This is a genomic window from Cupriavidus sp. C1SS-2L (assembly GCF_057073735.1).
Map to the genome: position 1 here is coordinate 1,896,195 of NZ_CP172709.1, position 21,485 is coordinate 1,917,679.

The following is a 21,485-nucleotide window of genomic DNA, read 5'->3' on the forward strand; positions in this document are numbered from 1 at the left end:
ATGGAAACCACTTACAAGATCGGGACGGACGCGGTTGCCGTTCCCCACAGCGCCGGCGTCCATCACGCAGCACACACCGGTGCTGAGCACGACGCCCATGCCAGCGAAGGCCACACGACGCTCGGCTTCTGGCTCTACCTGATGAGCGACTGCCTCATCTTCGCCGTGCTGTTCGCCACCTACGGCGTGCTCGGCAACCACACGGCCGGCGGCCCGACCGGGCGCGAGCTGTTCGACCTGCGTTTCGTGCTGGTCGAAACCATGCTGCTGCTGTGCAGCAGCTACACCTTCGGCATGGCGATGATGAGCATCAAGAATGGCCGTGGCGAGGTGCGCGACGTGATCCGCTGGCTCGCGATCACGTTCATGCTCGGCGCGTGCTTCATCGGCATGGAGATCTACGAATTCCGAGAGTTGCTGCATGAGGGCGCCGGCCCGCAGCGCAGCGCGGCGCTGTCGGCGTTCTTCATGCTGGTCGGCACGCACGGCATGCACGTGGCGGCCGGGCTCGCGTGGATCGTCGTGCTCGCCCACCAGATGCAGGCGTTCGGGCTCGACGCCGTCGTGCGCCGACGGCTCGCGTGCCTGAGCCTGTTCTGGCACTTCCTGGACCTGGTCTGGATCTGCGTCTTTACGTTCGTCTACCTGAGGGCCTTCGCATGACGACTTCTCACGCTTCGCACGCTACTCACGCCGCGCATGATGCGGCTGCTCACGACGGCTCGCATGGATCGCCGCGCAGCTATGCGATCGGCTTCGCGCTATCGCTCGTCCTGACCTTTGCCTCGTTCGGCGCCGTGATGAGCGGCGCGCTGCCGCCCGGCATGGGTTTGCCGGTTATCGTCGGGCTGTGCGTTGCCCAGTTGCTTGTGCAACTGAGCTTCTTCCTGCATCTCGGCATCGGCAAGGGCCAGCGCGGCAATAGCGGGATCTTCGCGTGTACGTTCGGGCTGATCGTAATCGTCATCGCCGGCTCGCTGTGGGTCATGCATAACGCCGACACCAATATGATGCCGACGCAAATGACGTTCGAGCGGGCGCGGGCGAAGGACTGAGCGATCAGGACGTTTGCGGCACGGATACGCCACGGCCCTGCATGGCCAGCACCGACCACGCAAACACGACGAGACCGCCCAAAGCGAGCAGGGCGCCGACCCATCCGGTCGACGTCCAGCCCAGCCCGGCGGCAATGCTTACGCCGCCCAACCACGCGCCCAGGGCATTGGCCATATTGAAGGCCGAGTGATTGAGCGCGGCGGCCAGTGTCTGGGCGTCGCCCGCTACGTCCATCAGGCGGATCTGCAGCGCCGGGCCGAGCGCGACGACGGTCCCGATCAGCAGCACGTTGACCGCGGCCAGCCACGCATGCGGCGCGGTCAGCGTGAACGACCCAATCACCAGTGCCGACCACACCAGCACGCCGCCGATGGCTGGCATCAGGGCCTTGTCGGCGAGCTTCGCGCCGGCAAGGTTCCCGCTGACCATGCCCATACCGAACAGTGCGAGCACAAACGGAATCGCGCTCGCCGGCATTTGCGCCACTTCAAGCATGGCGGGTTTGATATAGCTGAACACCGCGAACATGCCGCCAAAGCCGATCGCGCCAATTCCGAGCGTCAGCCACACCTGCTTGCGGCGCAGTGCAGTCAGCTCGCGCAGCGGGCTCGCCTTGCGATCGGCCGGGAAGAACGGGACCCAGCACCACACCAGCCATGCCGTCAGCGCACCGATTGCGCCGACGATCATGAAGGCGGCGCGCCAGCCAAGCCAGGTGCCGACCGTAGCGGCAATCGGCACGCCAACCAGCGTGGCGACAGTCAGCCCTAGCATGACCAGGCCCACCGCCTGTCCGCGACGTTCGCGGGGCACCAGTCCCGCCGCCACCAGTGCCGCCACGCCGAAGTAGGTGCCATGCGGAAAGCCGGTCAGCAGCCGCGCGATGAGCATGGAAGCGTAGGAGGGCGCAAATGCGCTGGCGAAATTGCCGATGGCAAAGGCCGCCATCAGCGCGATCAGCAGATTGCGCCGCGGCAAACGTGCGCCGAGCACAGCCAGCAGCGGCGCGCCGATGACCACGCCCAGCGCATAGGCGCTGATCAGGTGCCCGGCTTGCGGGATCGTGATGGCAAGGTCGCGTGCGGCGTCGGGCAACAGGCCCATGATGACGAATTCGCCAGTGCCGATGCCAAAGCTGCCCACGCCAAGCGCGAGCAAGGCGCGGCGGCTATGTGCCGTAGAGGCTGGGTTGTCGGTGGTGGAGGCGGAAAGAGAAAGCGAGTCGGGGGTTCCGTGCGGAGCCGTCATGGGGTGAGAGCGCGAGGGGTTGTTGTCCAGTCGCTGCTCGCTGGCGGGCGGGCATCTGCGTCCCGCCTCATTGGTTGCCAGCGCGCTCCGGCGCAGCGCGAGTGCGCATTGTGACGCAAAACGGCGAGCCTTGCAGGCGGTGCCTGATGCGCCGCCTGACCTGCGCGGTGCACGCCGGACGCGTGGCCGTCGCTGCACCCGCGAAGTCAGAACCCGCCTACGCATCGTTGCGCCGTCCTCCGATGCTGAGGCAGTGCGCGGGCAACTACATTGACTTTAGCCGACTCACTGCACGGAGGTGCCTTATGTCTTTCGCGCTCTACCTGATCGGATTGCTGGTGCTCGTAGGCGGGATCGCCTGGGGGCTGTCGATTGCGGGCCTGGCGCCGGTCTATATCGGCATTGCATGCCTGATAGTGCTTGGTCTCGGGATCATGGGCGCTGTCTCCAGGACCCGGACCAAGGATTCCTGATGGTCATGAGGGGATCTGACGCAGGTTCGACGTTCTGACCGTGTAACGACCGGCCCTTCGGTCCAGGGCGCCCCGGCAGCGGGGCGCTGTCGTATTTCCGTACCCCATTTTTCCAGGGGAAACGGCCGGCGTTCTATGGCTTCCAGGCCCCGAAGCTGCTCAGCGTCGATCGCTCAAAACCTTGCGATGCTGGTGAGGCGTCGAACCCTTCCAGCGGCGATAGGCGCGAATGAAGTTCGATACCTCTCCATACCCGAGCGCCTCGCCAACCTGCGTCAGCGGGAGGCCGCTCGCCAGCAGTTCGTCGGCGAGGGATTCGCGTACTTCCTCCTGCAACTGGCGGACACTGGTGCCTTCGCCCGCGAGGCGCCGATGCAACGTGCGTGAAGTCATGTTCAGGTCCGCAGCAAGTGCCTCGGCACCGGGCAGCGAGCCGGGCTTCGCCACCAGCCGTGCGCGGACCTGTCCGGCGAAGCCGCTGCGGGCACGTCGGCTTGCCAGCAGCGCCTCGCATTGCAACTCGCACTGGCGCGCGACTTCCGCGCTTGCGCCCGGCAGCGGCCGGTCGAGATAGTCCGCCGCGTTCTTGACGACGCGATTCTTGTCTGCGCCGAACACGGGCGAGCATCCGAACAGCACCTGCCAGGGACTCGCATCGGCGGGTTCGGGTCGACGCAGCGTCACGCTTTCCACCGGCAGCGCTGTGCCGATCAGGTCGCGAACGAAACTGACGGAACTGGCTATGTCGCGGTCGACGATGAAATCGCGCACGTCTTCGGGTAGCCCACTGTCGTCGATGGTGGTAACGACGCGGTCGCCCTCGAATGCCTCATTGATCTCGGATAGCGGATACGAAAGCTCAAGGAAACGGACTGCCATGTGAATGGCACTGCGCAGTGTGGGACAACTCAGCAGCGCGAAGCCCCAGATGCCGTAGTTGGCCAGCCGGTAGCGCAACCCGGCCTGTATGCCAAGCCCGGGAAGATGCCCGAGCGCGTTCACGAGGTTGCGGATCAGCTCGAGTTCCTGCCTCGCGTCGATGGCGAAGCCAGGTTCGGCCAGGCGTCGCCAGTCGAGCCCTGTGCGCGCAAGGCAACGGTCTCCGGAAAGGCCGTGGTCGAGGCCGAATTGGAGCAGCAGTTGCACGCTGGCGGTGTTATGGCGAGAAGCCTGCGAATTCGAAGTCATCAATCTGGTAAGTCGGCAATTGCCCGGCAGTCAACGGGATCACATGGGAACAACCCGTGGCTGTCTGAAAATGATTATTTTCTGTCTAAATATGCCATGGCGCCACCCTTTGCGCCAACTTAGCATTTGCACTCAATACAAGAGCTCCCAAAGCTCGGCTTCTGACCACAGAAGGAGACAGCCCTCCGGCAACCGACTCATTCCTGACGCTGCACGTCGACGTGCGGCGGGGGATCGTTCGTGCCCACGCCCGCGCGTCGCCCAAGTGTCAGTCGCCTGATCGGCGCCGGCATCGTTCCGTGTGCCGCCCATGACCCTTCGATTCAACAGGATTCAATATGCGGATGCAGGGCAAGATCGCGCTCGTTACCGGAGGTGCCTCCGGCATGGGTCTCGCCTTCACAAGGCGGCTGGCGCAAGAAGGCGCCCGGGTCTATTTCACGGACATTAACGGGGCTGCGGGGCACGCTACCGAAAGCGAACTGCAAGGCGCGGGCCTCGCGGTGGTTTTCCTGCGGCACGACGTCACGCAGGAAAACGACTGGCTGCGGGTGCTCGAACACATCGGCGCTGTCGACGGCCGGCTCGACGTGCTCGTGAACAACGCCGGCATTGCCATCTCGCACAACATCGAGACCTGCACGACCGAGGATTTCGACCGCACCCTCAACGTCAACCTGAAGAGCGTCTTCCTCGGCTGCAAGCATGGACTGGCCCTGATGAAGCAGAAGGGCGGATCGATCATCAACGTGTCGTCGATTACGGCCATTTGCGGCGAGCCCGTGGCGCTGGCCTACAGCGCCTCCAAGGCGGGCGTGCGCTTCTTGTCCAAATCCGTCGCGCTGCACTGCGCGGAAAAGGGCTATGCGATCCGCGTCAACAGCCTCCATCCGGGCTACATCGATACGCCGCTGCTTGCCGGCAGCAACGCCGGCGGCAGCCTGACCGCGGACGAGGTCACGGCGTCGCGCGTGCGCATCGGCGGCGAGATTCCGCTGAAGCGCAGAGGCACGCCGGACGAGGTGGCTGGCGCCGTGCTCTATCTGGCCAGCGACGAGTCGACCTATGTCACCGGCACCGAACTGGTTATCGATGGCGGCTACGCCTGCCACTGACCACTGACCACTGTCCACTGACGGTTCTGCCTTCACCGACACCCATACAAGATCCCTGCAACAAAGGAAACCCGCACCCATGACGCTCCCCGCCACTATCACGCACCAGGAAAAACTCCTGACCGTAGACACTACCGCCCATCCCTTCCTGAAAGCGCTTGGCGGGCATGAGGGCACCGACATCTTTCCGCTTTTCATGGACCCGTACAACGGCCTGATGGTGATGCGCGCGAGCTTCGCGCCCGGCCTCACGCTGCCGCTGCACTTCCACACCGGCACAGTGCACATGTACACCATCTCGGGCTGCTGGTACTACACGGAATATCCCGGCCAGAATCAGACCGCCGGTTGCTACCTGTACGAGCCGGGCGGCTCGATCCACCAGTTCAATACGCCGCGTGATAACGAAGGACAGACCGAGGTCATCTTCATGCTGTCTGGCTGCAACGTGAACTTCACGCAGGACGGCACTTACCTCGGCCTGTCCGACGCAGGCGTGATCAAGAACTGGGTGGACCGCGCAATCCGCGAGCAGGACAACGGCTTGCGGTACATCGCCGCCGCGGTCCCGACGTACGCGGCCTGACCGCAGCACGCCAATCTTGACGGAGGCGATCTGTATGGTGCGTACGATGGGTTTTCCGGGGCAATATCTGCAAGGGCCTGGCGCCCTGCGGCAACTGCCCCCGCTACTGCAGCGCATGGGCTGGCGGCGCCCGTTGGCGATCTGCGACGCCATCGTCGCGGAGAAGGTCTGGCCCGCCGTGGCGCAGGCACTGTGCGAAGCCGGAGTCGCGGCAAGGCAACTGGCCTTTCCCGGGGAATGCACGCGGGCGGTGATCGCCGGGATGGTGGATCAGGCGTCGCAGGGCAGCCATGACGTGGTCATTGGCCTGGGCGGCGGCAAGGCACTCGACACCGCCAAGGGCGTGGCGCGCGCGCTTGACGTTCCCATTGTCATTTCTCCGACCATTGCGTCGAACGATGCGCCGACGAGCCGCGTGATTGTCCTGTACGACGATGCACACCGGCCGGAAGGCGCCGAATTCCTGAAGACCAATCCCGCAGCGGTGATCGTCGACACGCAGGTCATCGCGCAGGCGCCGGTGCGCTTCTTCGCCGCCGGCATCGGCGACGCCATCAGCAAGAAATTCGAGGCTGCGCAATGCAGGGCGACGGGACGCAACAACGCATTCGGAACGCCGCCGCTGGATACGGCATTGCTGCTCGCTGGCGCTACCTATGAAACACTGGTCAAACACGGACCTGCCGCCTGCGAAGCTATCCGGCGCCAGGAGCCCAATGAAGCCGTGGAACGTGTGGTCGAGGCGACCGTGCTGCTCAGTGGCCTGGGCTTCGAAGGCGGAGGACTGGCGCTTGCCCATGCGCTGACGCGCGGCTTCAGCGCGGTCCCCGGCATGGCGCAGGCGCTGCATGGCGAACAGGTCGCCTTTGGTGCGCTGGTCCAACTGGTGGCCGAGCAGCGAGACCAGGAGGAGATCGCAGAACTTGTCGATCTGCTCTGCGCGGTCGGCCTGCCTGTCACGCTGCAACAGCTCGGGGTGGCGCCCGAGAACCATCACGACAGCATTGCCACCATCGTCCAGGCCACGTTGGCGGGACAGACGAGCAACGTCATCAGCCCTTCTCTCAACCCTCAGCAACTGGCTGCGGCGCTCGCGCATGCCGACAGTATCGGCACGCTGGCGCTCAGCTGACCGGCGGGAAATCCTTCTCTGCAGGAGCAACTATCCATGATGCACACATTGAAGCGGCTGGTGGCCGTTACGGCCACCGTCGCCGCCATGAGTCCGTTCGCCGCCGGGGCACAGCAGGCGCGGCCAAATATCCTCGTCATCTGGGGCGACGACATCGGCTGGGAGAACGTCAGCGCGTACGGCATGGGCGTGATGGGCTACACGACACCGAATATCGACAGCATCGGCATGGAGGGCATCCGCTTTACCGACCAGTACGCCCAGCCTTCCTGCACGGCGGGCCGCGCGGCGTTCATTACCGGCCAGTATCCGATCCGCTCGGGCATGACCACCGTTGGCCAGCCCGGCGACAAGCTTGGCTGGCAGCCGGCATCGCCAAGCCTTGGCGAAGTGATGAAGCAAGCCGGCTACCGCACCGGTTTCTTTGGAAAGAGCCATATGGGCGACCGCAACTCGCACCTGCCCACGGTCCACGGCTTTGACGAGTTCTTTGGCAACCTCTACCACCTGAATACCGAAGAGCTTCCCGAGAACCACGACTACCAGGCTTATGCGAACGGCTACCCCGGTGGTGGCAAGGCCTTCGCGCAGAAATTCGCACCGCGCGGCGTACTGCACACCTATGCCACGGACAACGACGATCCGACCGACATGCCGCGCTTCGGTCCCGTCGGCAAACAGAAGATCGAGGACACCGGCCCGCTGACGAAAAAGCGGATGGAGGACTTCGACGCCGCCGAGGTCATTCCCAAAGCCATCGACTTCATGCAGGGCGCGAAGCAGAAGGACAAGCCTTTCTTTGTCTGGCTCAACACCAGCCGCATGCACCTCTATACCCACCTGAACGACAAGTGGCGGTACGCGGCGGCCAAGTACACGCATGAAGACGACATGCAGGGCAGCGGCATGCTGCAGCATGACCACGACATCGGCCTCGTGCTGGAATACCTCAAGCGCAGCGGCCTCGACAAAAACACCATCGTCTGGTACTCGACCGACAACGGGCCGGAACATGTCTCGTGGCCGCACGGATCGACCACGCCGTTCCGCGGCGAAAAGATGACGACCTATGAAGGCGGCGTGCGCGTGGTCTCCATGCTGCGCTGGCCCGGTGTCATCAAGCCGGGCCAGATCAAGAACGGCATCCAGGCGCACCAGGACATGTTCACGACATTCGCTGCGATTGCGGGCGTGCCGGACGTCGTCGGGCAGATGAAGCGCGAGAAGCATCAGTACATCGACGGCATCAACAACCTCGACTACTGGACGGGAAAGACCGCTGACAGTGCACGCAAGGACTTCCTGTACTACTACGAGAACAAGCTCACGGCCGTGCGCATGGGCCCATGGAAGCTGCACTTCTCGCTCAAGGAGGATTACTACGGCACGCTCCAGCCGCGCAGCGTCACGATGCTCTTCAACCTGCGCAGCGATCCGTTCGAAAGCTATGACAGCAAGGACGCCTATGGTCACCTGCTGCAAAAGGCCCAGTGGATCTCCGGCCCGATGAATGAACTGATCGCCAGTCACCTCAAGACCATCGCGGACTATCCGCCGGTGCAGCCTGCCAAGTCGTTCGACCGTTCAAACATGGTCCAGGACTTTCTGCAGCAGCAACAGCAGTTGCGGCAGCGGCAGCAGCAACAGGCGGCGATCAGGGAGTAAGGCGTGATCCAGCGCAGAACAGCGACGCGGGCGCTTCTCGTGATCCTGGCGGGCAGCGCGGTTGCGGTCGCGACTGGCTATGCCCGCTGGGGCGTGAGTGGGACCACGCCACCCGCGGCGGCGCCTGCCATCACGATTGGCGACGGTGTGAACGGGCCCGCCGGGATGGCGCACATTCCCGGCGGCGAATTCCTGATGGGCAGCGACAGCAACATGGCGCAGCCCAATGAGAAGCCCGCGCACAAGGTGCGGGTGCACGGGTTCTGGATGGACCGCCATCACGTCACCAATGCCCAGTTCCGGGATTTCGTGAAGGCAACGGGCTATGTCTCGACCGCCGAACGCAAGCCCGAGTGGGAAACCCTGAGGGTCCAACTGCCCGCTGGCACGCCGCGACCGCCCGACAGTGCGCTGGTGCCGGGCGGCATGGTCTTCGTTGGCACGTCACGTCCGGTGCCGCTGAAAGACTACTCGCAGTGGTGGCGCTACGTACCGGGGGCCGACTGGCGCCATCCGGGCGGGCCCGGCACGTCGATCGACGGCAAGGATGACCATCCGGTTGTCCAGGTGTCGTATGAAGACGCGCAGGCGTATGCACGGTGGGTTGGCAAGCGTCTGCCGACAGAGGCCGAATGGGAGTTCGCCGCCCGTGGCGGGCTGGAGCAGGCGACCTATGCCTGGGGCGGGACGTTCGCGCCGGAAGGCCGGCAGATGGCCAACGTCTGGCAGGGACAGCAGGCACAGCCTTTCCCGGTCGCCAGCCCCAAGGCGGGCGGCGCGCTGGGCACCAGCCCGGTCGGCACCTTCCCCGAGAACGGCTACGGACTCTATGACATGACCGGAAACGCCTGGCAGTGGGTTGCCGACTGGTATCGGGCCGACCAGTTCCGGCAAGAAGCCGCCGCCGGCCGGCGCGTTGACGACCCGAAGGGGCCCGTCTCTTCCTGGGACCCGGACGATGCCGGCGTGCCCACCGATGCGCCCAAGCGTGTCACGCGCGGTGGCTCGTTCCTGTGCAACGAGGACTATTGCCTCAGCTACCGCCCCAGCGCGCGGCGGGGCACGGACCCGTACAACAGCATGTCGCACCTCGGCTTCCGTCTGGTCATGGACGACAGCCGCTGGGCGGCAACACGCGGCCAGGCGGACCGCGCGAAGGACAGCATGGCTCGATAGCAAGGAGAAGCCATCGTGAGGGAACGTCCCAGGTTCGGGTGCATGTAGGACAACACCCGCGCCGCAACGAAAACAAATCCATACACAACGGAGGAGACAAATGACAGATACGCGCCCCATTGTCGACGTCAAGCGACTGATCGACGAAGAACGATTTTCCCCCTACCAGTGGCTGATCCTGGCGGTGTGCTTCCTGACGATCGCGGTGGATACCTACGATGCATTCGCCGTCGGCTTCGTTGTGCCGGCACTGATGCAGGAGTGGCACGTCGGCAAGGACGTGCTGGGCCCGGTGATGAGTGCCTCCATCTTCGGGATGGCCATTGGGGCGCTGCTGGCCGGACCGCTGTTCGATCGCACCACCCCGAAGACGGTGATGGTCTTCTCGATGCTGGTGTTCGGCATCTGCAGCCTCTGCAGCATTACGGCCACTTCGCCGTTGTCGCTTGGCCTGTGGCGATTGTTCACTGGGATCGGCATCGGGGCGGCGGTGCCGGGGGCGACGACGCTGGTGTTCGAATATGCGCCGGCACGGCGCAGTGCGCTGACCGTCAATGCCATGGGCTGCGGCGGCATGCTTGGCGCCGCGCTGTGCGGTGTCACAGCGGGCGTACTGGTGCCGGGCTATGGGTGGAAAAGCCTGTTCGTGGCCGGCGCCGTGCTGCCTATCGTTCTGGCACTGGTTGTCCAGTTTTCTCTGCCCGAGCCAATGCGCTTCATGGTGATGCGCGACTGGCCGGCGCAGCGGATCGCGGCGGTTTTGCGGCGCATCGCGCCAGGGCGTGACTTCGACGGCGTGCGCTTCGTCTTTTCCGAGGAGCAGGCGACGGACCGCAAGTCAGGGATGGCGGCAATGCTGTCCAGGCCGCTGCGTACCGGCACCATCATGCTGTGGGTCACGTACTGCGTCGGAACGTTCTCCTACTATCTGCTGATGGGGTGGATGCCAACGCTGGTCCAGGAATCCGGAGCGTCACTGCGCGAAGCGACGCTTGCTACGAGCCTGCTGTCGCTGGGCGGCATCGTGGGGGCGTTCGGTGTCGGCTGGCTGATGGACCGATTCGAGCGGAATGCCGCTGTGGCGGCGGCATTCGTCGTCGGTGGTGTGGCGGTGTGGATGATCGGCCAGCAGTCTGCCGGCACGGCATTGTTGCCGGCCATTATCTTTATTGCGGGCGTGGGCCTGAACGGCGCGATCTTTTCCATGGGCGGCCTTGCCGCGGCGTTCTACCCGACGAATGGGCGCTCCGCGGGCATTGCCTGGATGTACGGCATCGGCCGGATCGGCGGGATTCTCGGGCCGATTGCAGGTGGATTCCTGCTCCGTGCCAATTCAGGCACCGGCTTGTTCTATCTGATCGTGACGGGAGCCGTGCTGATGGCGGCTGCGGCGCTGTGGATCAAGCGCCGGGCCAGTGGCGGCCCGGCCGGCGTGAGTGCCATGGCGCCTGTGCGAAGCGGGTCGGAGGCAAGGTAGTGTCATTGGGCGTTTGCCATGGCCGATGTCGCGCAAACGCCCGTCTGCGCAGTCGGGTCAGAGCGGCCGGAACGTGGGCATCGGCGGCCCGTTGTCCGTCGGCGTAAAGGTCAGCTCGACCCGCTGGCCGATATGAACGGTATCGAGATCGCAGTCGACGATACGCGTCATCATCGTGACACCTTCGTCGAGCGCGACATAGGCCATGCAGAACGGCGTCGGCCCGGCACGGCGCGTAACGCTGTACGAATAGACCGTGCCGCGGCCGGCCGACGCCTTCCACGTGGTCTCGCCCATGCAGAACGGGCACAGCGTGCGCGGATACCAGTGCGGCTTGCCGCAGTCATTGCAGTGGCGTACCAGCAGGCGCGCTTCGCGGGCGGCAGTCCAGAACTCGGTGTTGTCCGGCAGCTCTTCAGGCGCCGTCAGGACTTGCGGGATAAAAGGAGTGCTCATGATGCGTTCTCGGTAATTCGATATGGATGCGGATTATTCGCGTTCGAGGATCAGCGTGGCGCTGCCATGGCGCGAGCCGAGCAGGCCGCCCATGCCCTGCGCCACGGCGAGGTCGCAGTTCTTTACCTGGACCGCGGGATGTGCCTCGCCACGCAGCTGGCGCACCGCTTCGATCACCTTGGTGATGCCGCCGCGGTTGGCCGGGTGGTTGTTGCACAGCCCACCGCCATCGGTATTGAACGGCAGCTTGCCGACGCCCGAAATCAGGTTGCCGTCCATCACGAACTTGCCGCCGTCTCCCTTCTTGCAGAAGCCGAGGTCCTCAAGCTGCATCAGCACGGTGATCGTGAAGCTGTCGTAGATCGAGGCGTATTTGATGTCGGCCGGCGTCACCCCGGCTTCGGCGAATGCTGCCGCGCCCGAGAACTTCGCGGCCGACCAGCTAAGGTCGACATGGCCGCCCATCTGCCCCTTCACGAATTCGCCGGCGCCGAGCACCTTGACCTTCGGCCGGTTCAGCATTGCCGCGATTTCCGGACGCGCGACGATCAGGGCGCCGCCGCCGTCGGACACCACGCAGCAGTCGAGCTTGCGCAGCGGATCGGAAATCATCGGCGAGTTCAGCACGTCTTCAACGGTCACGATCTCGCGCAGCATCGCATTCGGGTTGTGCTGCGCGTGGTGCGATGCCGCGACCTTGATCCATGCGAGCTGTTCGGCCGTGGTGCCGTACTCGTACATATGGCGCATGGCGACCATCGCGTACGAATTGACCGTGAGCGGGCTGAACGGTGCCTCGAACGGCTGGTCGGGCAGGTTGTTGCCCCAGTTTCGCGGCTTGGTGCCGCTGGAGCCTTCCGAACGCGGACGGCCGGCCAGCGTGATCAGCGCGACGTTGCACTTGCCTGCGGCAATGGCCTGCGCGGCGTGGGCCACGTGCACCAGGTACGACGAGCCGCCCGCTTCGGTGGAATCGACATGGCGCAGCTTGAGACCCAGGTAGTCGACCATGTTGAGCACGCCAAGGCCCGGCGCGTCGCCGGCGCAGAAGTAGCCGTCGACGTCGGCGAGCGTAAGGCCCGCGTCTTCCAGCGCGCCCTTGGCGCTTTCGGCATGCAGTTGCGCGACCGACTTGTCCGGTGCCTTGCGGGTGGGGTGTTCGTATGCCCCGACGATATATGTCTTGCCTTTGATGCTCATGCGCGAACCCTCAGTTGGAAACGTTGTGCCGGCCGTCTGGAAACGGCGTTCGCCGTGATCTTCCGGCAAGTGGGGTGCAATTTCCAATACAGGCTATGTATTGGCCGAAATACCGAAAGTATTTCACGCGCAATCCGGCGATCCGTAGCATCGGCCCATCAGTTTCGAGGAGACACGCATGAATTCCGCGGTAACAGAACACGCAAGGGGCACAGCATGACGGGCCCGTTGCAAGGCATTCGCATCGTCGACATGACGACGGTCCTGATGGGGCCGTACGCGACGCAGATCCTTGGCGATCTCGGCGCGGACGTGATCAAGGTCGAGCCCCCCACGGGCGACACCGTGCGTGACGTAGGCCCGCGCCGCAATGACGGCATGGCGGGTATCTTCCTGCACGTCAATCGCAGCAAGCGCAGCATCGTGCTCGACCTCAAGCAGGCCGCGGGGCGCGAGGCGCTGCTGCGTCTGGTGGCGGACGCCGATGTGCTGATCTACAACGTGCGCCCGCAGGCCATGGCGCGCCTGAACCTGGGCTATGAAGAGATCGCGAAGGTCAATCCGCGCATCCTGTACGTGGGCGTTTATGGCTACGGGCAGGGCGGTCCTTATGCAGCGAAATCTGCCTATGACGACCTGATCCAGGGCGCGGTGGCGATTCCGTCGCTCGCCCATACCGCAGGCGCCGACATGCCGCGCTACGCGCCCAGCGCCATCGCGGACCGCATTGTTGGGCTCGCTGCCGCGAACGCAGTCACGGCAGGCCTGCTGCATCGCGCGCGCACCGGCGAAGGCCAGTGCGTCGATGTGCCGATGTTCGAGACCATGGCGCAGTTCGTGCTGGGCGACCACATGGGCGGCCTCACGTTCGACCCGCCGATCGGCCCGAGTGGCTATGCGCGCATCCTCGACCACAACCGCCGCCCGCACCGCACCAAAGACGGCTATCTCTGCGTGCTGTTCTACAACGACAAGCAGTGGCGCAAGTTCTTCGAACTGGTCGGCCAGCCCGACCTGATGGACCGTGACCCGCGCTTTGCCACCATCGGCGAACGAACCAAGCACATCGACGCGCTATACCGCATGGTCGCCGAGGTGATGCCCACGCGCACCACCGCACAGTGGATCGAGGTGCTGGAAGCCGCCGATATGCCGGTGATGCAGCTTCACACCATCGATTCGCTGATGGCCGATCCGCATCTGCAATACGTGGGCTTTTTCGACGTGGTGGATCACCCCACCGAAGGCGCTATCCGCTCAATGGCCATTCCGAGCGTGTGGTCCAAATCGTCGCCGCAGGTCTCGCGCCAGGCGCCGCGCCTGGGCGAGCACAGCGCCGAGGTGCTGGCCGAGGCCGGCTACAGCGCGGCAGAGATCCGCAAGCTGGCCGAGTCGGGCGCAACGATGCTTGCCCCCGAAACCCGGTAACCCGCCTAGATTCAGGAGTCCTCACTTGACCACCAACCTTGAATCCCTCCCGCTCGTCGCGATTCCGGCCGAAGACGAAGCGCTGCGCGCACCGATCCGCGCATTCCTGCAGCAGAAGCTCGCCGATGTGCCGACGCATATCCGGGCCCGCACGTGGATGGGCTATGACGCCGAGTTCAGCCGCGCGCTGGCAAAACAGGGCTGGCTCGGCCTTGCGCTGCCCGCCGAGTACGGCGGAGCAGGGCGCAGCGCGTTCGCCCGCTTCGTGCTCGTGGAAGAACTGATTGCCGCCGGCGCACCGGTATCGGCCCACTGGTTCGCCGACCGGCAAACCGCACCGCTGATCCTGAAGTTCGGCACGCCCGCCCAGCGCGAGTACTTCGTGCCGCGCATGGTGCGCGGCGAGATCTTCATGTGCATCGGCATGAGCGAGCCCGATACGGGCTCCGACCTGTCCAGCGTGCGCACGCGTGCCGTGCGCACCGAAAAAGGCTGGCGTCTGAACGGCCGCAAGATCTGGACGACCAATGCGCACCGCACCCAATACATGTGCGCGCTGGTACGCACGTCGGGCCAGCATGGCGACCGCCACAAGGGCTTGTCACAGGTGCTGATAGACCTGAGCCTGCCGGGCATCCACTATCGCCCGATCAGGGACCTTGCCGGCGACGCCCATTTCTGCGAGGTGGTGTTCGAGGATGTCGACCTGCCCTCCGACGCGATCGTGGGCGAGGAAGGCTCGGGCTGGAAGCAGGTCACCGCGGAACTCGCATTCGAGCGCAGCGGCCCGGAACGCATCCTGACCAGCCAGCTGATCGCCGAGACGTGGCTGGCGGAAGTGCGTGCGTCGGGCCTGGCGGTACCGGATTCCGTCAAAGCTATCGCCGGTCGCATTGCTGGCCGTCTCGCGACGCTGCGCGCGATGTCGCTCGCCGTGGCGGACCTGCTCGACAAGGGGCAGAACCCCGAGACCGATGCCGCCTACGTGAAGGACCTCGGCACCGAGTTCGAGCAGACCGTGCCGGGCTGGATCGCCGCAGCCATGGAGCAGATGCCCGGCTTCGTTCCGTCGGAGTCGCTGCAACGCGCGCTTGCCTATATCACCCAGCTTTGCCCGAGCTTCTCGCTGCGCGGCGGTACGCGCCAGATTCTGCGCGGCATCATCGCGCGTCAGCTCGGCCTTCGCTGAATCCGGAGAGAGACACACCATGACCGATTCCCTGCTGGAAAGCTTTGAGCGCGCGCTCGCCGACCTCTGTACCGACGATGCCGTGCGCCGCAGCGAAGCGGGCGAGGGCGCTGCGCAGCAATGGGCCGCCATCGACGCGCTCGGCTACACCGATGCACTGGTTCCGACGGAATGCGGCGGTGCCGGGCTGACGCTGGCCGAGGCGTTTCCGTTGTTCCTTGCGGCGGGCCGAGCCGGCCTGAGCCATCCGTTCGCCGAGACGGCGATCGCCCGTGCCATGCTGGCAAAAGCCGGCCGCCAGAGCGGCGGCGAATGCATCGCCATTGCGCCCGCTGCTGCTGCCGGCGCCCGCATCGTGTGCCGCGACGTGCCGGGTGCCGCGGTGGCGGATCTCCTGCTGACGCGCGTGGGCAACGAATGGCTGCTGCTGCCGGTCAGCGCCGCGACGCATACGGCGGGCATCTACCGCGCGCACGCATCGGCGTCGCTGCAATGGCAGTCGGCCGATGCCGCCGTATTCCGCTTCCGCGACGATGACGCCGACATCCTCGCCATCTGCAACGCCGCGCACGCCGCCGGCATGGCCGGCGCCATGCAGCGCGTGCTGAGCATGAGCGTCGGCTACGTGAACGATCGCCAGCAGTTCGGCCGCGCGATCAGCCAGTTCCAGGCCATGCAGCAGGAACTGAGCGTGATGGCGGAGCAGGCCAGCTCGTCGGTATTCGCGGCGCGTATCGGCTGTGCAGCCCCCGGCTATCTGCCCGAGCCGCTGCGAGCAGCGACTGCCAAGCTGCGCGCATGCGAAGCCGGCGCCAGCGTGGCCGCCATTGCCCACGCCGTACATGGCGCCATTGGCATCACCGAGGAACTTGCGCTGGGCCTGTTCACGCGGCGCCTGCACGAATGGCGCAGCGTGGCCGGCAGCGAGACGTATTGCGCCAAGCTGCTCGGCGACGCGCTGTTCGCCCAGGACAGCGCATCGAGCCAGGTGATCCTCGACTTCGCACGCAACCAGCTGGCCGTTCCGGCCTGAGGCAAGACATGCAAAACCCTGTGAAGGAATCTATCGTCATCGTCGGCGCGAAGCGCACGCCGATTGGCGCGTTCAATGGCTCCCTGGCCGCACACAGCGCGCCCGAACTCGGCGCCATCGCCATCCGCGCGGCCGTGGCGCAGGCCGGCGTCGATCCGGCGTCGGTCGATGAAGCGATCATGGGCCTGTGCCTGTTCGCGGGCGTCGGCCAGGCTCCGGCCCGGCAGGCTGTGCTTGGCGCCGGCCTGCCGACCTCGACACCGGCCACGACCCTGAGCAAGATGTGCGGCTCGGGCATGAAGTCGGTGATGCTCGCGCATGATCTGCTGCTCGCCGGCACGTGCAATGTGGCAGTGGCGGGCGGCATGGAATCGATGACCAATGCGCCGCACATCGTTCCGCGCGGCCGTCACGGCTACCGGCTCGGCCATGGGCAGTTGCTCGATCACATGTACTGCGATGGCCTGGAGGACGCCTACGAAGGCCACCTGATGGGCCATTACGCGGACCTGGCCGCGGCGGAGCGCGGCATCGGCCGCGAGGCGCAGGACGCCTATGCCCGCGAAAGCCTGCAGCGTGCGCAGGCCGCAGTGGCCGAAGGGCGCTTCAGCGACGAGATCGCGCCGGTCGCGCTGAAGCGCGGCGGCGAGCTGGCACAGGACGAGACGCCGGGCCAGTGCGACGCCGAGAAGCTGCCTAAGCTGAAGGCAGTGTTCCGTTCCGGCGGCACGGTGACGGCCGGCAATGCGTCTTCGATCTCCGACGGCGCTGCGGCGCTGGTGCTGATGCGAGAAAGCGACGCTCGCCGCCAGGGCCTGGCGCCGCTGGCCCGCATCGTTGCGCCCGCTACGCACGCCAACCCGCCGCAGCAGTTCGCCGATGCGCCCGTGCATGCGGCGCGCCGCGTGCTCGATAAGGCGGGCTGGACCGCGCGCGATGTGGACCTCTACGAGATCAACGAGGCCTTCGCCGTGGTGACGATGATCGCGCTGGACGAACTTGGCATTGGCCATGACCGCCTCAACGTCAACGGCGGCGCCTGCGCGCTCGGTCATCCCGTCGGCGCCACCGGTGCGCGCCTGCTGGTCACGCTGCTCCATGCGCTGAAGCAGCGCGGCGGCCAGCGCGGTCTCGCGAGCCTGTGCCTTGGCGGCGGTGAGGCCGTGGCAGTCGGCGTGGAACTTTGCTGAGGGATATGCCATGAGCCTGCAATCCCGTATCGAAGGCGCCGTCGGCTGGATGACCATGGACCGCCCGGCGGCCATGAACAGCCTGAACCGCGAGATGGCTGCGGCCATGACCGCGCAGCTCAAGGCCTGGCGCGAGGATCCGCAAGTCCGAGCAGTGGTGCTGACCGGCAACGGCCGCGCGTTTTGCGCGGGCGCCGACCTCAAGGAAGTGGCCGAGCCCGTCGTGACGGGAGAACCCGATTTCCTCGATGTGGTCGTCGGCTTCGTCGACACGCTGCGCGTGTTTCCGAAGCCCGTCATCGCCGCCGTCAACGGGCTGGCGCTTGCTGGCGGGCTGGAAACCGTGATGGCCTGCGACCTTGTGCTCGCCGCGGAATCCGCGAAGCTAGGCGATGCCCACTCGAACTTCGGCGTCTTTCCCGGCGCAGGCGGCGCCGCGGTGCTGCCGCGCAAGATTCCCGCCAACGTGGCGCGCTGGCTGCTGTTCACGGGCGCCACGTTCACCGCTGCGCAGATGGAGCGGTACGGCCTGGTCAACGAGGTGGTGGCCGATGCCGAACTGCTCGCCCGTGCGCAAGCCGTCGCGGAACTGCTGGCCACGAAGAGCCCCTTGGTGCTGGCGCGCATGAAACGCGTGGTGGCCGAAGCCGCCGACAAGTCGCTGGCCGATGCCCTGCGGCATGAACTGCTCGAACTGCGCAACCACCAGCGCTCCCATGACATGAAAGAAGGCCTGACAGCCTTCGCCGAAAAGCGGCAGCCGGTCTTCAAGGGCTGCTGACGCGAGACGAGGAATCCGATGGACCTGTTCTACTCCGACGAACACAAGGCGTTCCGGCAGGAAGTGCGCGATTTCATCGCCGCCAACCTGCCTGACGACATGCGCGAGCGCCTGCGCGCCGGTGGCTTCGCCTCCAAGACCGACACCGAACGCTGGCAGCGCGCGCTGAACCGGCGCGGCTGGGGCGCGCCCGCCTGGCCGACGGCCTTCGGCGGCGCTGGCTGGGACGCGGCGAAACAGCAGATTTTTGCCGATGAATGCGCCGCCGCACCGGCGCCTCCCCCGCACATCTTCAACATCACGATGCTCGGCCCGGTGATCATCCACTTCGGCTCCGATGCCCAGCGTGAGTATTTCCTGCCGAAGCTGTTGAATGCCGATATCCAGGTGTGCCAGGGCTTCTCCGAGCCGGGCTCGGGCTCCGATCTGGCGTCGCTGAAGACCTCTGCCGTGCGCGAAGGCGACGAGTACGTCGTCAACGGCCAGAAGATCTGGACCAGCCAGGCGCATTACTCCGACTGGGTGTTCGCGCTCGTACGCACCGATCCGGAAGCCGTGCGCAAGCAGGCCGGCATTTCGTTCCTGCTGATCGACCTGAAATCGCCGGGCATCACCGTGCGCCCGATCATCAGCATCGACGGCCGCCACAGCCTCAACGAAGTCTTCTTCGACAACGTCCGCGTGCCGGTGACCAACCTCGTCGGCGAGGAAAACAAGGGCTGGGACTACGCGAAGTTCCTGCTCGGACACGAGCGCGCGTACATCGCCGGTATCGGCCGCAACAAGGAACGCGTGGCCTGCGCGAAGGCGCTGCTGACGAAGCTGGCGAGCGAAGGCCATCCGGAGCGTGAGTTGGCCGGCTGGCGCGGCCGCATCGCGCTGATCGAGGCCGATCTGCACGCGCTCGAGGTGACCCAGTTCCGCATGCACGGCGGCCACGCCGACATGAAGCTGTCGCCGATGCTGAAGGCGCGCGGCAGCGAGATCTTCCAGGCCATTACCGATGTGATCTGCCGCATGAGCGGCCCCGCGGCGCTGCGCGCCGATGGCATCGGCGGCCCCACGCTGACCAAGTCATACCTGTACTCGCGCGCCGTATCGATCTTCGGCGGCAGTACCGAGGTGCAGAAGAACATCCTGTCGGCCACCGTGCTGAGCTTGCCATGAACCTGCAATGGAACGATGTCCAGCAGCAACTGAAAGACAGCCTGTCCCGGCTGCTGGCGAATGAATACGACTTCGAACACCGGCAACGCTACGTGGCCGCGGCGGAAGGGCACGCTCCCGCGGTCTGGGCGAAGCTGACCGAACTTGGTGTGCCTGCTGCCGCGATTCCCGAAGCATGGGGCGGCTTTGGCGGCGATGCCGTGGACCACATGATGGTCTCGGAGGCGCTTGGCCGACACTTGTCCCTGGAGCCGTACCACGGCACCGCGGTCATGGGCGCGACTGCCATCGCGCTGGCGGGCAGCGACGCGCAGAAGGCTGCCTTGCTGCCGCGCATCGCGGATGGCACCGTTCAGGTGGCGTGGGCGCATGACGAGGCGGTGGCGGGGCGCGTCACCGTCCAAGCGGGTGGTGGCACGCTGACCGGCGCCAAGCCGTGCGTGCTGCATGGCGCATCGGCCGATTACCTGCTGGTGACGGCGAGAGCCGGCGACGGTGTCGGTCTCTTCCTCCTCGATGGCCGCGCTAGCGGCGTGCGCCGCGACGGCTACCGCCTGATCGACGGCACGCCGGTGGCGGATGTCCATCTCGATGGGGCAGTGGCCGAGCCGCTGCCCGGTGCGAACGCGGAGATCCTGTCCCGCATCCTGGCCATCGGTATCAACGCGGCCTGCGCCGAAATGGTTGGCGCGATGGATGCCGCCGTCGCACTCACTGTCGAGTACCTGAAGACCCGCAAGCAGTTCGGCAAGTTCATCGGCTCGAACCAGGCGCTGCAGCATCGCGCGGTGGACATGCTCACGGCGCTGGAGCAGAGCCGCAGCCTGTCGCTCTCGCTGGCGCTCGCCTTGGCCGGGCGCAACGACCTGGCCGGCGGCGATATGCAGGCGCACGCGGCCAAGGCGTATATCGGCCAGGCAGCGCGGCAGGTTACGCAGGAAGCCATTCAGATGCACGGCGGCATCGGCATGACCGAGGAGTACGCGGTGGGCCACTACCTGCGCCGCGTGCTCGTGTTCGACCGGCTGCACGGCGATATCCACTACCACACCCGCCGCCTCGAAGGCTGGCGGGACTGACGCTACACATTGCAAGCCTTCCCACATCGTCACGCGGGAAGGGAAGCCACTACGACCAAGGAGACCTTCAATGTCCGAAATCATGTCCCTCAAGGGGAAAGTCATTGTCATCACCGGCGCCGCGCAGGGCGTGGGCCGTGCCACGGCCGAACTGGCGCTGAATCTTGGCGCCAAGGTATGCGTCGTTGACCTGCAGCGTGAACCGCTGGAAGCATTCGCGGCGGCCAATCCCGACCACGTGCAGGCTTACATCGGCAGCGTGTCCGATCCTGACTTCGTCGCCGCTTCCATCGAACACGCCATCTCGCGCTTTGGCAAGCTGGACGGCCTGGTGAACTGCGCGGGCATCGTGCGTGCCGCGATGATCGAAAACATGACACTGCAGACCTGGAACCAGGTCCTTGAATGCCACCTGACCGGCGCGTTCCTGTGGCTGCAAGCCGTGGGCTCGCACCTGGTCGAGCGCGCCAAGTCCGGCGAGCAGGTCAAGGGATCGATCGTCAATATCTCGTCGGAAGCGGGGCGTCGCGGCTCCATCGGCCAGATCAACTACGCGTCGGCCAAGGCCGGCATGCTGGGCATGACCATGAGCGCGGCGCGCGAGTGGGGCAAGTATGGCGTGCGCACCAACACCGTCTGCCTGGGCATGGTCGAGACGCCGATGACCGAAACCATCCGCAGCGAACGCTTCCGTGATACCTACCTCGCGCAGATTCCGATGGGCCGCTGGGCGCAGCCCGAAGAAGTGGCGGGTCCGATCGTGTTCCTGTTGTCGGACGCTGCGGGCTACGTGCTCGGCCAGCACCTCGGCGTGAACGGCGGCTTCCACCTGGCGAGCTGAAGCAC

General features: G+C 65.6%; 21 protein-coding genes. 17 read left to right on the forward strand and 4 right to left on the reverse strand.

Features of this window, described 5'->3' with window-relative positions:
* Complete coding sequence (gene cyoC, locus ACIGJG_RS26405; RefSeq protein ID WP_483673317.1) at window positions 1–663, forward strand: cytochrome o ubiquinol oxidase subunit III; 663 nt, start codon at window positions 1–3, stop codon at window positions 661–663.
* Window positions 660–1,055, forward strand: coding sequence for a cytochrome o ubiquinol oxidase subunit IV (gene cyoD, locus ACIGJG_RS26410; protein WP_483673318.1), 396 nt, complete (start codon window positions 660–662; stop codon window positions 1,053–1,055). Before cyoC ends, cyoD begins: the two co-directional genes overlap by 4 nt.
* 4 nt (window positions 1,056–1,059) lie before the next feature.
* Here cyoD and ACIGJG_RS26415 read toward each other — a convergent pair whose 3' ends face one another.
* Window positions 1,060–2,304, reverse strand: coding sequence for an MFS transporter (locus tag ACIGJG_RS26415; protein ID WP_483673319.1), 1,245 nt, complete (start codon window positions 2,302–2,304; stop codon window positions 1,060–1,062).
* Between the two features lie 305 nt (window positions 2,305–2,609).
* Here ACIGJG_RS26415 and ACIGJG_RS26420 point away from each other — a divergent pair, with 305 nt between their 5' ends.
* Window positions 2,610–2,777, forward strand: coding sequence for a hypothetical protein (locus tag ACIGJG_RS26420; RefSeq protein ID WP_041680237.1), 168 nt, complete (start codon window positions 2,610–2,612; stop codon window positions 2,775–2,777).
* Between the two features lie 159 nt (window positions 2,778–2,936).
* Here the strand turns inward: ACIGJG_RS26420 and ACIGJG_RS26425 are convergent, their stop codons facing one another.
* A complete protein-coding gene (locus ACIGJG_RS26425; RefSeq protein WP_011300689.1) occupies window positions 2,937–3,965 on the reverse strand; it encodes an AraC family transcriptional regulator in 1,029 nt (342 codons plus the stop codon).
* A gap of 338 nt (window positions 3,966–4,303) precedes the next feature.
* Here ACIGJG_RS26425 and ACIGJG_RS26430 point away from each other — a divergent pair, with 338 nt between their 5' ends.
* The 6 genes from ACIGJG_RS26430 (at window position 4,304) to ACIGJG_RS26455 (ending at window position 11,116) form a co-directional block, all read left to right on the forward strand.
* Window positions 4,304–5,080 carry a glucose 1-dehydrogenase gene (locus ACIGJG_RS26430; protein WP_011300688.1) on the forward strand — a complete coding sequence of 259 codons (777 nt, stop codon included), beginning with the start codon at window positions 4,304–4,306 and terminating at the stop codon, window positions 5,078–5,080.
* 79 nt (window positions 5,081–5,159) lie between these two features.
* Window positions 5,160–5,666 (forward strand): 2,4'-dihydroxyacetophenone dioxygenase family protein, encoded by a 507-nt coding sequence (locus tag ACIGJG_RS26435; RefSeq protein ID WP_483673320.1) that lies wholly within the window; start codon window positions 5,160–5,162, stop codon window positions 5,664–5,666.
* Window positions 5,667–5,700: 34 nt separating this feature from the next.
* Entirely contained in the window at window positions 5,701–6,798 is a 1,098-nt protein-coding gene (locus ACIGJG_RS26440; RefSeq protein ID WP_483673321.1) for a glycerol dehydrogenase, read from the forward strand.
* A gap of 36 nt (window positions 6,799–6,834) precedes the next feature.
* Entirely contained in the window at window positions 6,835–8,463 is a 1,629-nt protein-coding gene (locus tag ACIGJG_RS26445; RefSeq protein WP_219916577.1) for an arylsulfatase, read from the forward strand.
* A 3-nt stretch (window positions 8,464–8,466) separates the two neighbouring features.
* Window positions 8,467–9,639: a formylglycine-generating enzyme family protein gene (locus tag ACIGJG_RS26450; RefSeq protein WP_140948901.1), complete on the forward strand. Its 1,173-nt coding sequence runs from the start codon at window positions 8,467–8,469 to the stop codon at window positions 9,637–9,639.
* Between the two features lie 100 nt (window positions 9,640–9,739).
* Complete coding sequence (locus ACIGJG_RS26455) at window positions 9,740–11,116, forward strand: MFS transporter (protein ID WP_140948900.1); 1,377 nt, start codon at window positions 9,740–9,742, stop codon at window positions 11,114–11,116.
* A gap of 57 nt (window positions 11,117–11,173) precedes the next feature.
* Here ACIGJG_RS26455 and ACIGJG_RS26460 read toward each other — a convergent pair whose 3' ends face one another.
* Both ACIGJG_RS26460 and ACIGJG_RS26465 read right to left on the reverse strand, forming a co-directional pair.
* Window positions 11,174–11,572 carry a Zn-ribbon domain-containing OB-fold protein gene (locus ACIGJG_RS26460; protein WP_220630216.1) on the reverse strand — a complete coding sequence of 133 codons (399 nt, stop codon included), beginning with the start codon at window positions 11,570–11,572 and terminating at the stop codon, window positions 11,174–11,176.
* Between the two features lie 33 nt (window positions 11,573–11,605).
* Window positions 11,606–12,772, reverse strand: coding sequence for a thiolase domain-containing protein (locus ACIGJG_RS26465; protein ID WP_483673322.1), 1,167 nt, complete (start codon window positions 12,770–12,772; stop codon window positions 11,606–11,608).
* A gap of 216 nt (window positions 12,773–12,988) precedes the next feature.
* Here ACIGJG_RS26465 and ACIGJG_RS26470 point away from each other — a divergent pair, with 216 nt between their 5' ends.
* The 8 genes from ACIGJG_RS26470 (at window position 12,989) to ACIGJG_RS26505 (ending at window position 21,480) form a co-directional block, all read left to right on the forward strand.
* Window positions 12,989–14,200, forward strand: coding sequence for a CaiB/BaiF CoA transferase family protein (locus ACIGJG_RS26470; protein ID WP_483673324.1), 1,212 nt, complete (start codon window positions 12,989–12,991; stop codon window positions 14,198–14,200).
* A gap of 25 nt (window positions 14,201–14,225) precedes the next feature.
* Window positions 14,226–15,389: an acyl-CoA dehydrogenase family protein gene (locus ACIGJG_RS26475; RefSeq protein ID WP_483673326.1), complete on the forward strand. Its 1,164-nt coding sequence runs from the start codon at window positions 14,226–14,228 to the stop codon at window positions 15,387–15,389.
* 19 nt (window positions 15,390–15,408) lie between these two features.
* On the forward strand, window positions 15,409–16,422 hold the full coding sequence (locus ACIGJG_RS26480) for an acyl-CoA dehydrogenase family protein (protein WP_140948898.1): 1,014 nt from the start codon (window positions 15,409–15,411) through the stop codon (window positions 16,420–16,422).
* 8 nt (window positions 16,423–16,430) lie between these two features.
* Window positions 16,431–17,612, forward strand: coding sequence for a thiolase family protein (locus tag ACIGJG_RS26485; protein WP_140948897.1), 1,182 nt, complete (start codon window positions 16,431–16,433; stop codon window positions 17,610–17,612).
* A 10-nt stretch (window positions 17,613–17,622) separates the two neighbouring features.
* Window positions 17,623–18,393: an enoyl-CoA hydratase/isomerase family protein gene (locus tag ACIGJG_RS26490; RefSeq protein WP_140948896.1), complete on the forward strand. Its 771-nt coding sequence runs from the start codon at window positions 17,623–17,625 to the stop codon at window positions 18,391–18,393.
* Between the two features lie 18 nt (window positions 18,394–18,411).
* Window positions 18,412–19,560 (forward strand): acyl-CoA dehydrogenase family protein, encoded by a 1,149-nt coding sequence (locus ACIGJG_RS26495; protein WP_140948895.1) that lies wholly within the window; start codon window positions 18,412–18,414, stop codon window positions 19,558–19,560.
* On the forward strand, window positions 19,557–20,639 hold the full coding sequence (locus ACIGJG_RS26500; protein WP_140948894.1) for an acyl-CoA dehydrogenase family protein: 1,083 nt from the start codon (window positions 19,557–19,559) through the stop codon (window positions 20,637–20,639). The genes ACIGJG_RS26495 and ACIGJG_RS26500 overlap by 4 nt, the downstream gene beginning before the upstream one ends.
* Before the next feature lie 70 nt (window positions 20,640–20,709).
* A complete protein-coding gene (locus ACIGJG_RS26505; protein WP_483673329.1) occupies window positions 20,710–21,480 on the forward strand; it encodes an SDR family NAD(P)-dependent oxidoreductase in 771 nt (256 codons plus the stop codon).
* Window positions 21,481–21,485 lie beyond the last annotated feature (5 nt).

Coding starts and splice junctions, on each gene's coding strand:
- ACIGJG_RS26445 (WP_219916577.1), top strand. CDS start 6,835: ATGATGCACACATTGAAGCGGCTGGTGGCCGTTACGGCCACCGTCGCC.
- ACIGJG_RS26505 (WP_483673329.1), top strand. CDS start 20,710: ATGTCCGAAATCATGTCCCTCAAGGGGAAAGTCATTGTCATCACCGGC.
- ACIGJG_RS26460 (WP_220630216.1), bottom strand. CDS start 11,572: ATGAGCACTCCTTTTATCCCGCAAGTCCTGACGGCGCCTGAAGAGCTG.
- ACIGJG_RS26470 (WP_483673324.1), top strand. CDS start 12,989: ATGACGGGCCCGTTGCAAGGCATTCGCATCGTCGACATGACGACGGTC.
- ACIGJG_RS26490 (WP_140948896.1), top strand. CDS start 17,623: ATGAGCCTGCAATCCCGTATCGAAGGCGCCGTCGGCTGGATGACCATG.
- ACIGJG_RS26495 (WP_140948895.1), top strand. CDS start 18,412: ATGGACCTGTTCTACTCCGACGAACACAAGGCGTTCCGGCAGGAAGTG.
- ACIGJG_RS26440 (WP_483673321.1), top strand. CDS start 5,701: ATGGTGCGTACGATGGGTTTTCCGGGGCAATATCTGCAAGGGCCTGGC.
- ACIGJG_RS26420 (WP_041680237.1), top strand. CDS start 2,610: ATGTCTTTCGCGCTCTACCTGATCGGATTGCTGGTGCTCGTAGGCGGG.
- cyoC (WP_483673317.1), top strand. CDS start 1: ATGGAAACCACTTACAAGATCGGGACGGACGCGGTTGCCGTTCCCCAC.
- ACIGJG_RS26455 (WP_140948900.1), top strand. CDS start 9,740: ATGACAGATACGCGCCCCATTGTCGACGTCAAGCGACTGATCGACGAA.
- ACIGJG_RS26465 (WP_483673322.1), bottom strand. CDS start 12,772: ATGAGCATCAAAGGCAAGACATATATCGTCGGGGCATACGAACACCCC.
- cyoD (WP_483673318.1), top strand. CDS start 660: ATGACGACTTCTCACGCTTCGCACGCTACTCACGCCGCGCATGATGCG.
- ACIGJG_RS26415 (WP_483673319.1), bottom strand. CDS start 2,304: ATGACGGCTCCGCACGGAACCCCCGACTCGCTTTCTCTTTCCGCCTCC.
- ACIGJG_RS26500 (WP_140948894.1), top strand. CDS start 19,557: ATGAACCTGCAATGGAACGATGTCCAGCAGCAACTGAAAGACAGCCTG.
- ACIGJG_RS26430 (WP_011300688.1), top strand. CDS start 4,304: ATGCGGATGCAGGGCAAGATCGCGCTCGTTACCGGAGGTGCCTCCGGC.
- ACIGJG_RS26425 (WP_011300689.1), bottom strand. CDS start 3,965: ATGACTTCGAATTCGCAGGCTTCTCGCCATAACACCGCCAGCGTGCAA.
- ACIGJG_RS26480 (WP_140948898.1), top strand. CDS start 15,409: ATGACCGATTCCCTGCTGGAAAGCTTTGAGCGCGCGCTCGCCGACCTC.
- ACIGJG_RS26485 (WP_140948897.1), top strand. CDS start 16,431: ATGCAAAACCCTGTGAAGGAATCTATCGTCATCGTCGGCGCGAAGCGC.
- ACIGJG_RS26435 (WP_483673320.1), top strand. CDS start 5,160: ATGACGCTCCCCGCCACTATCACGCACCAGGAAAAACTCCTGACCGTA.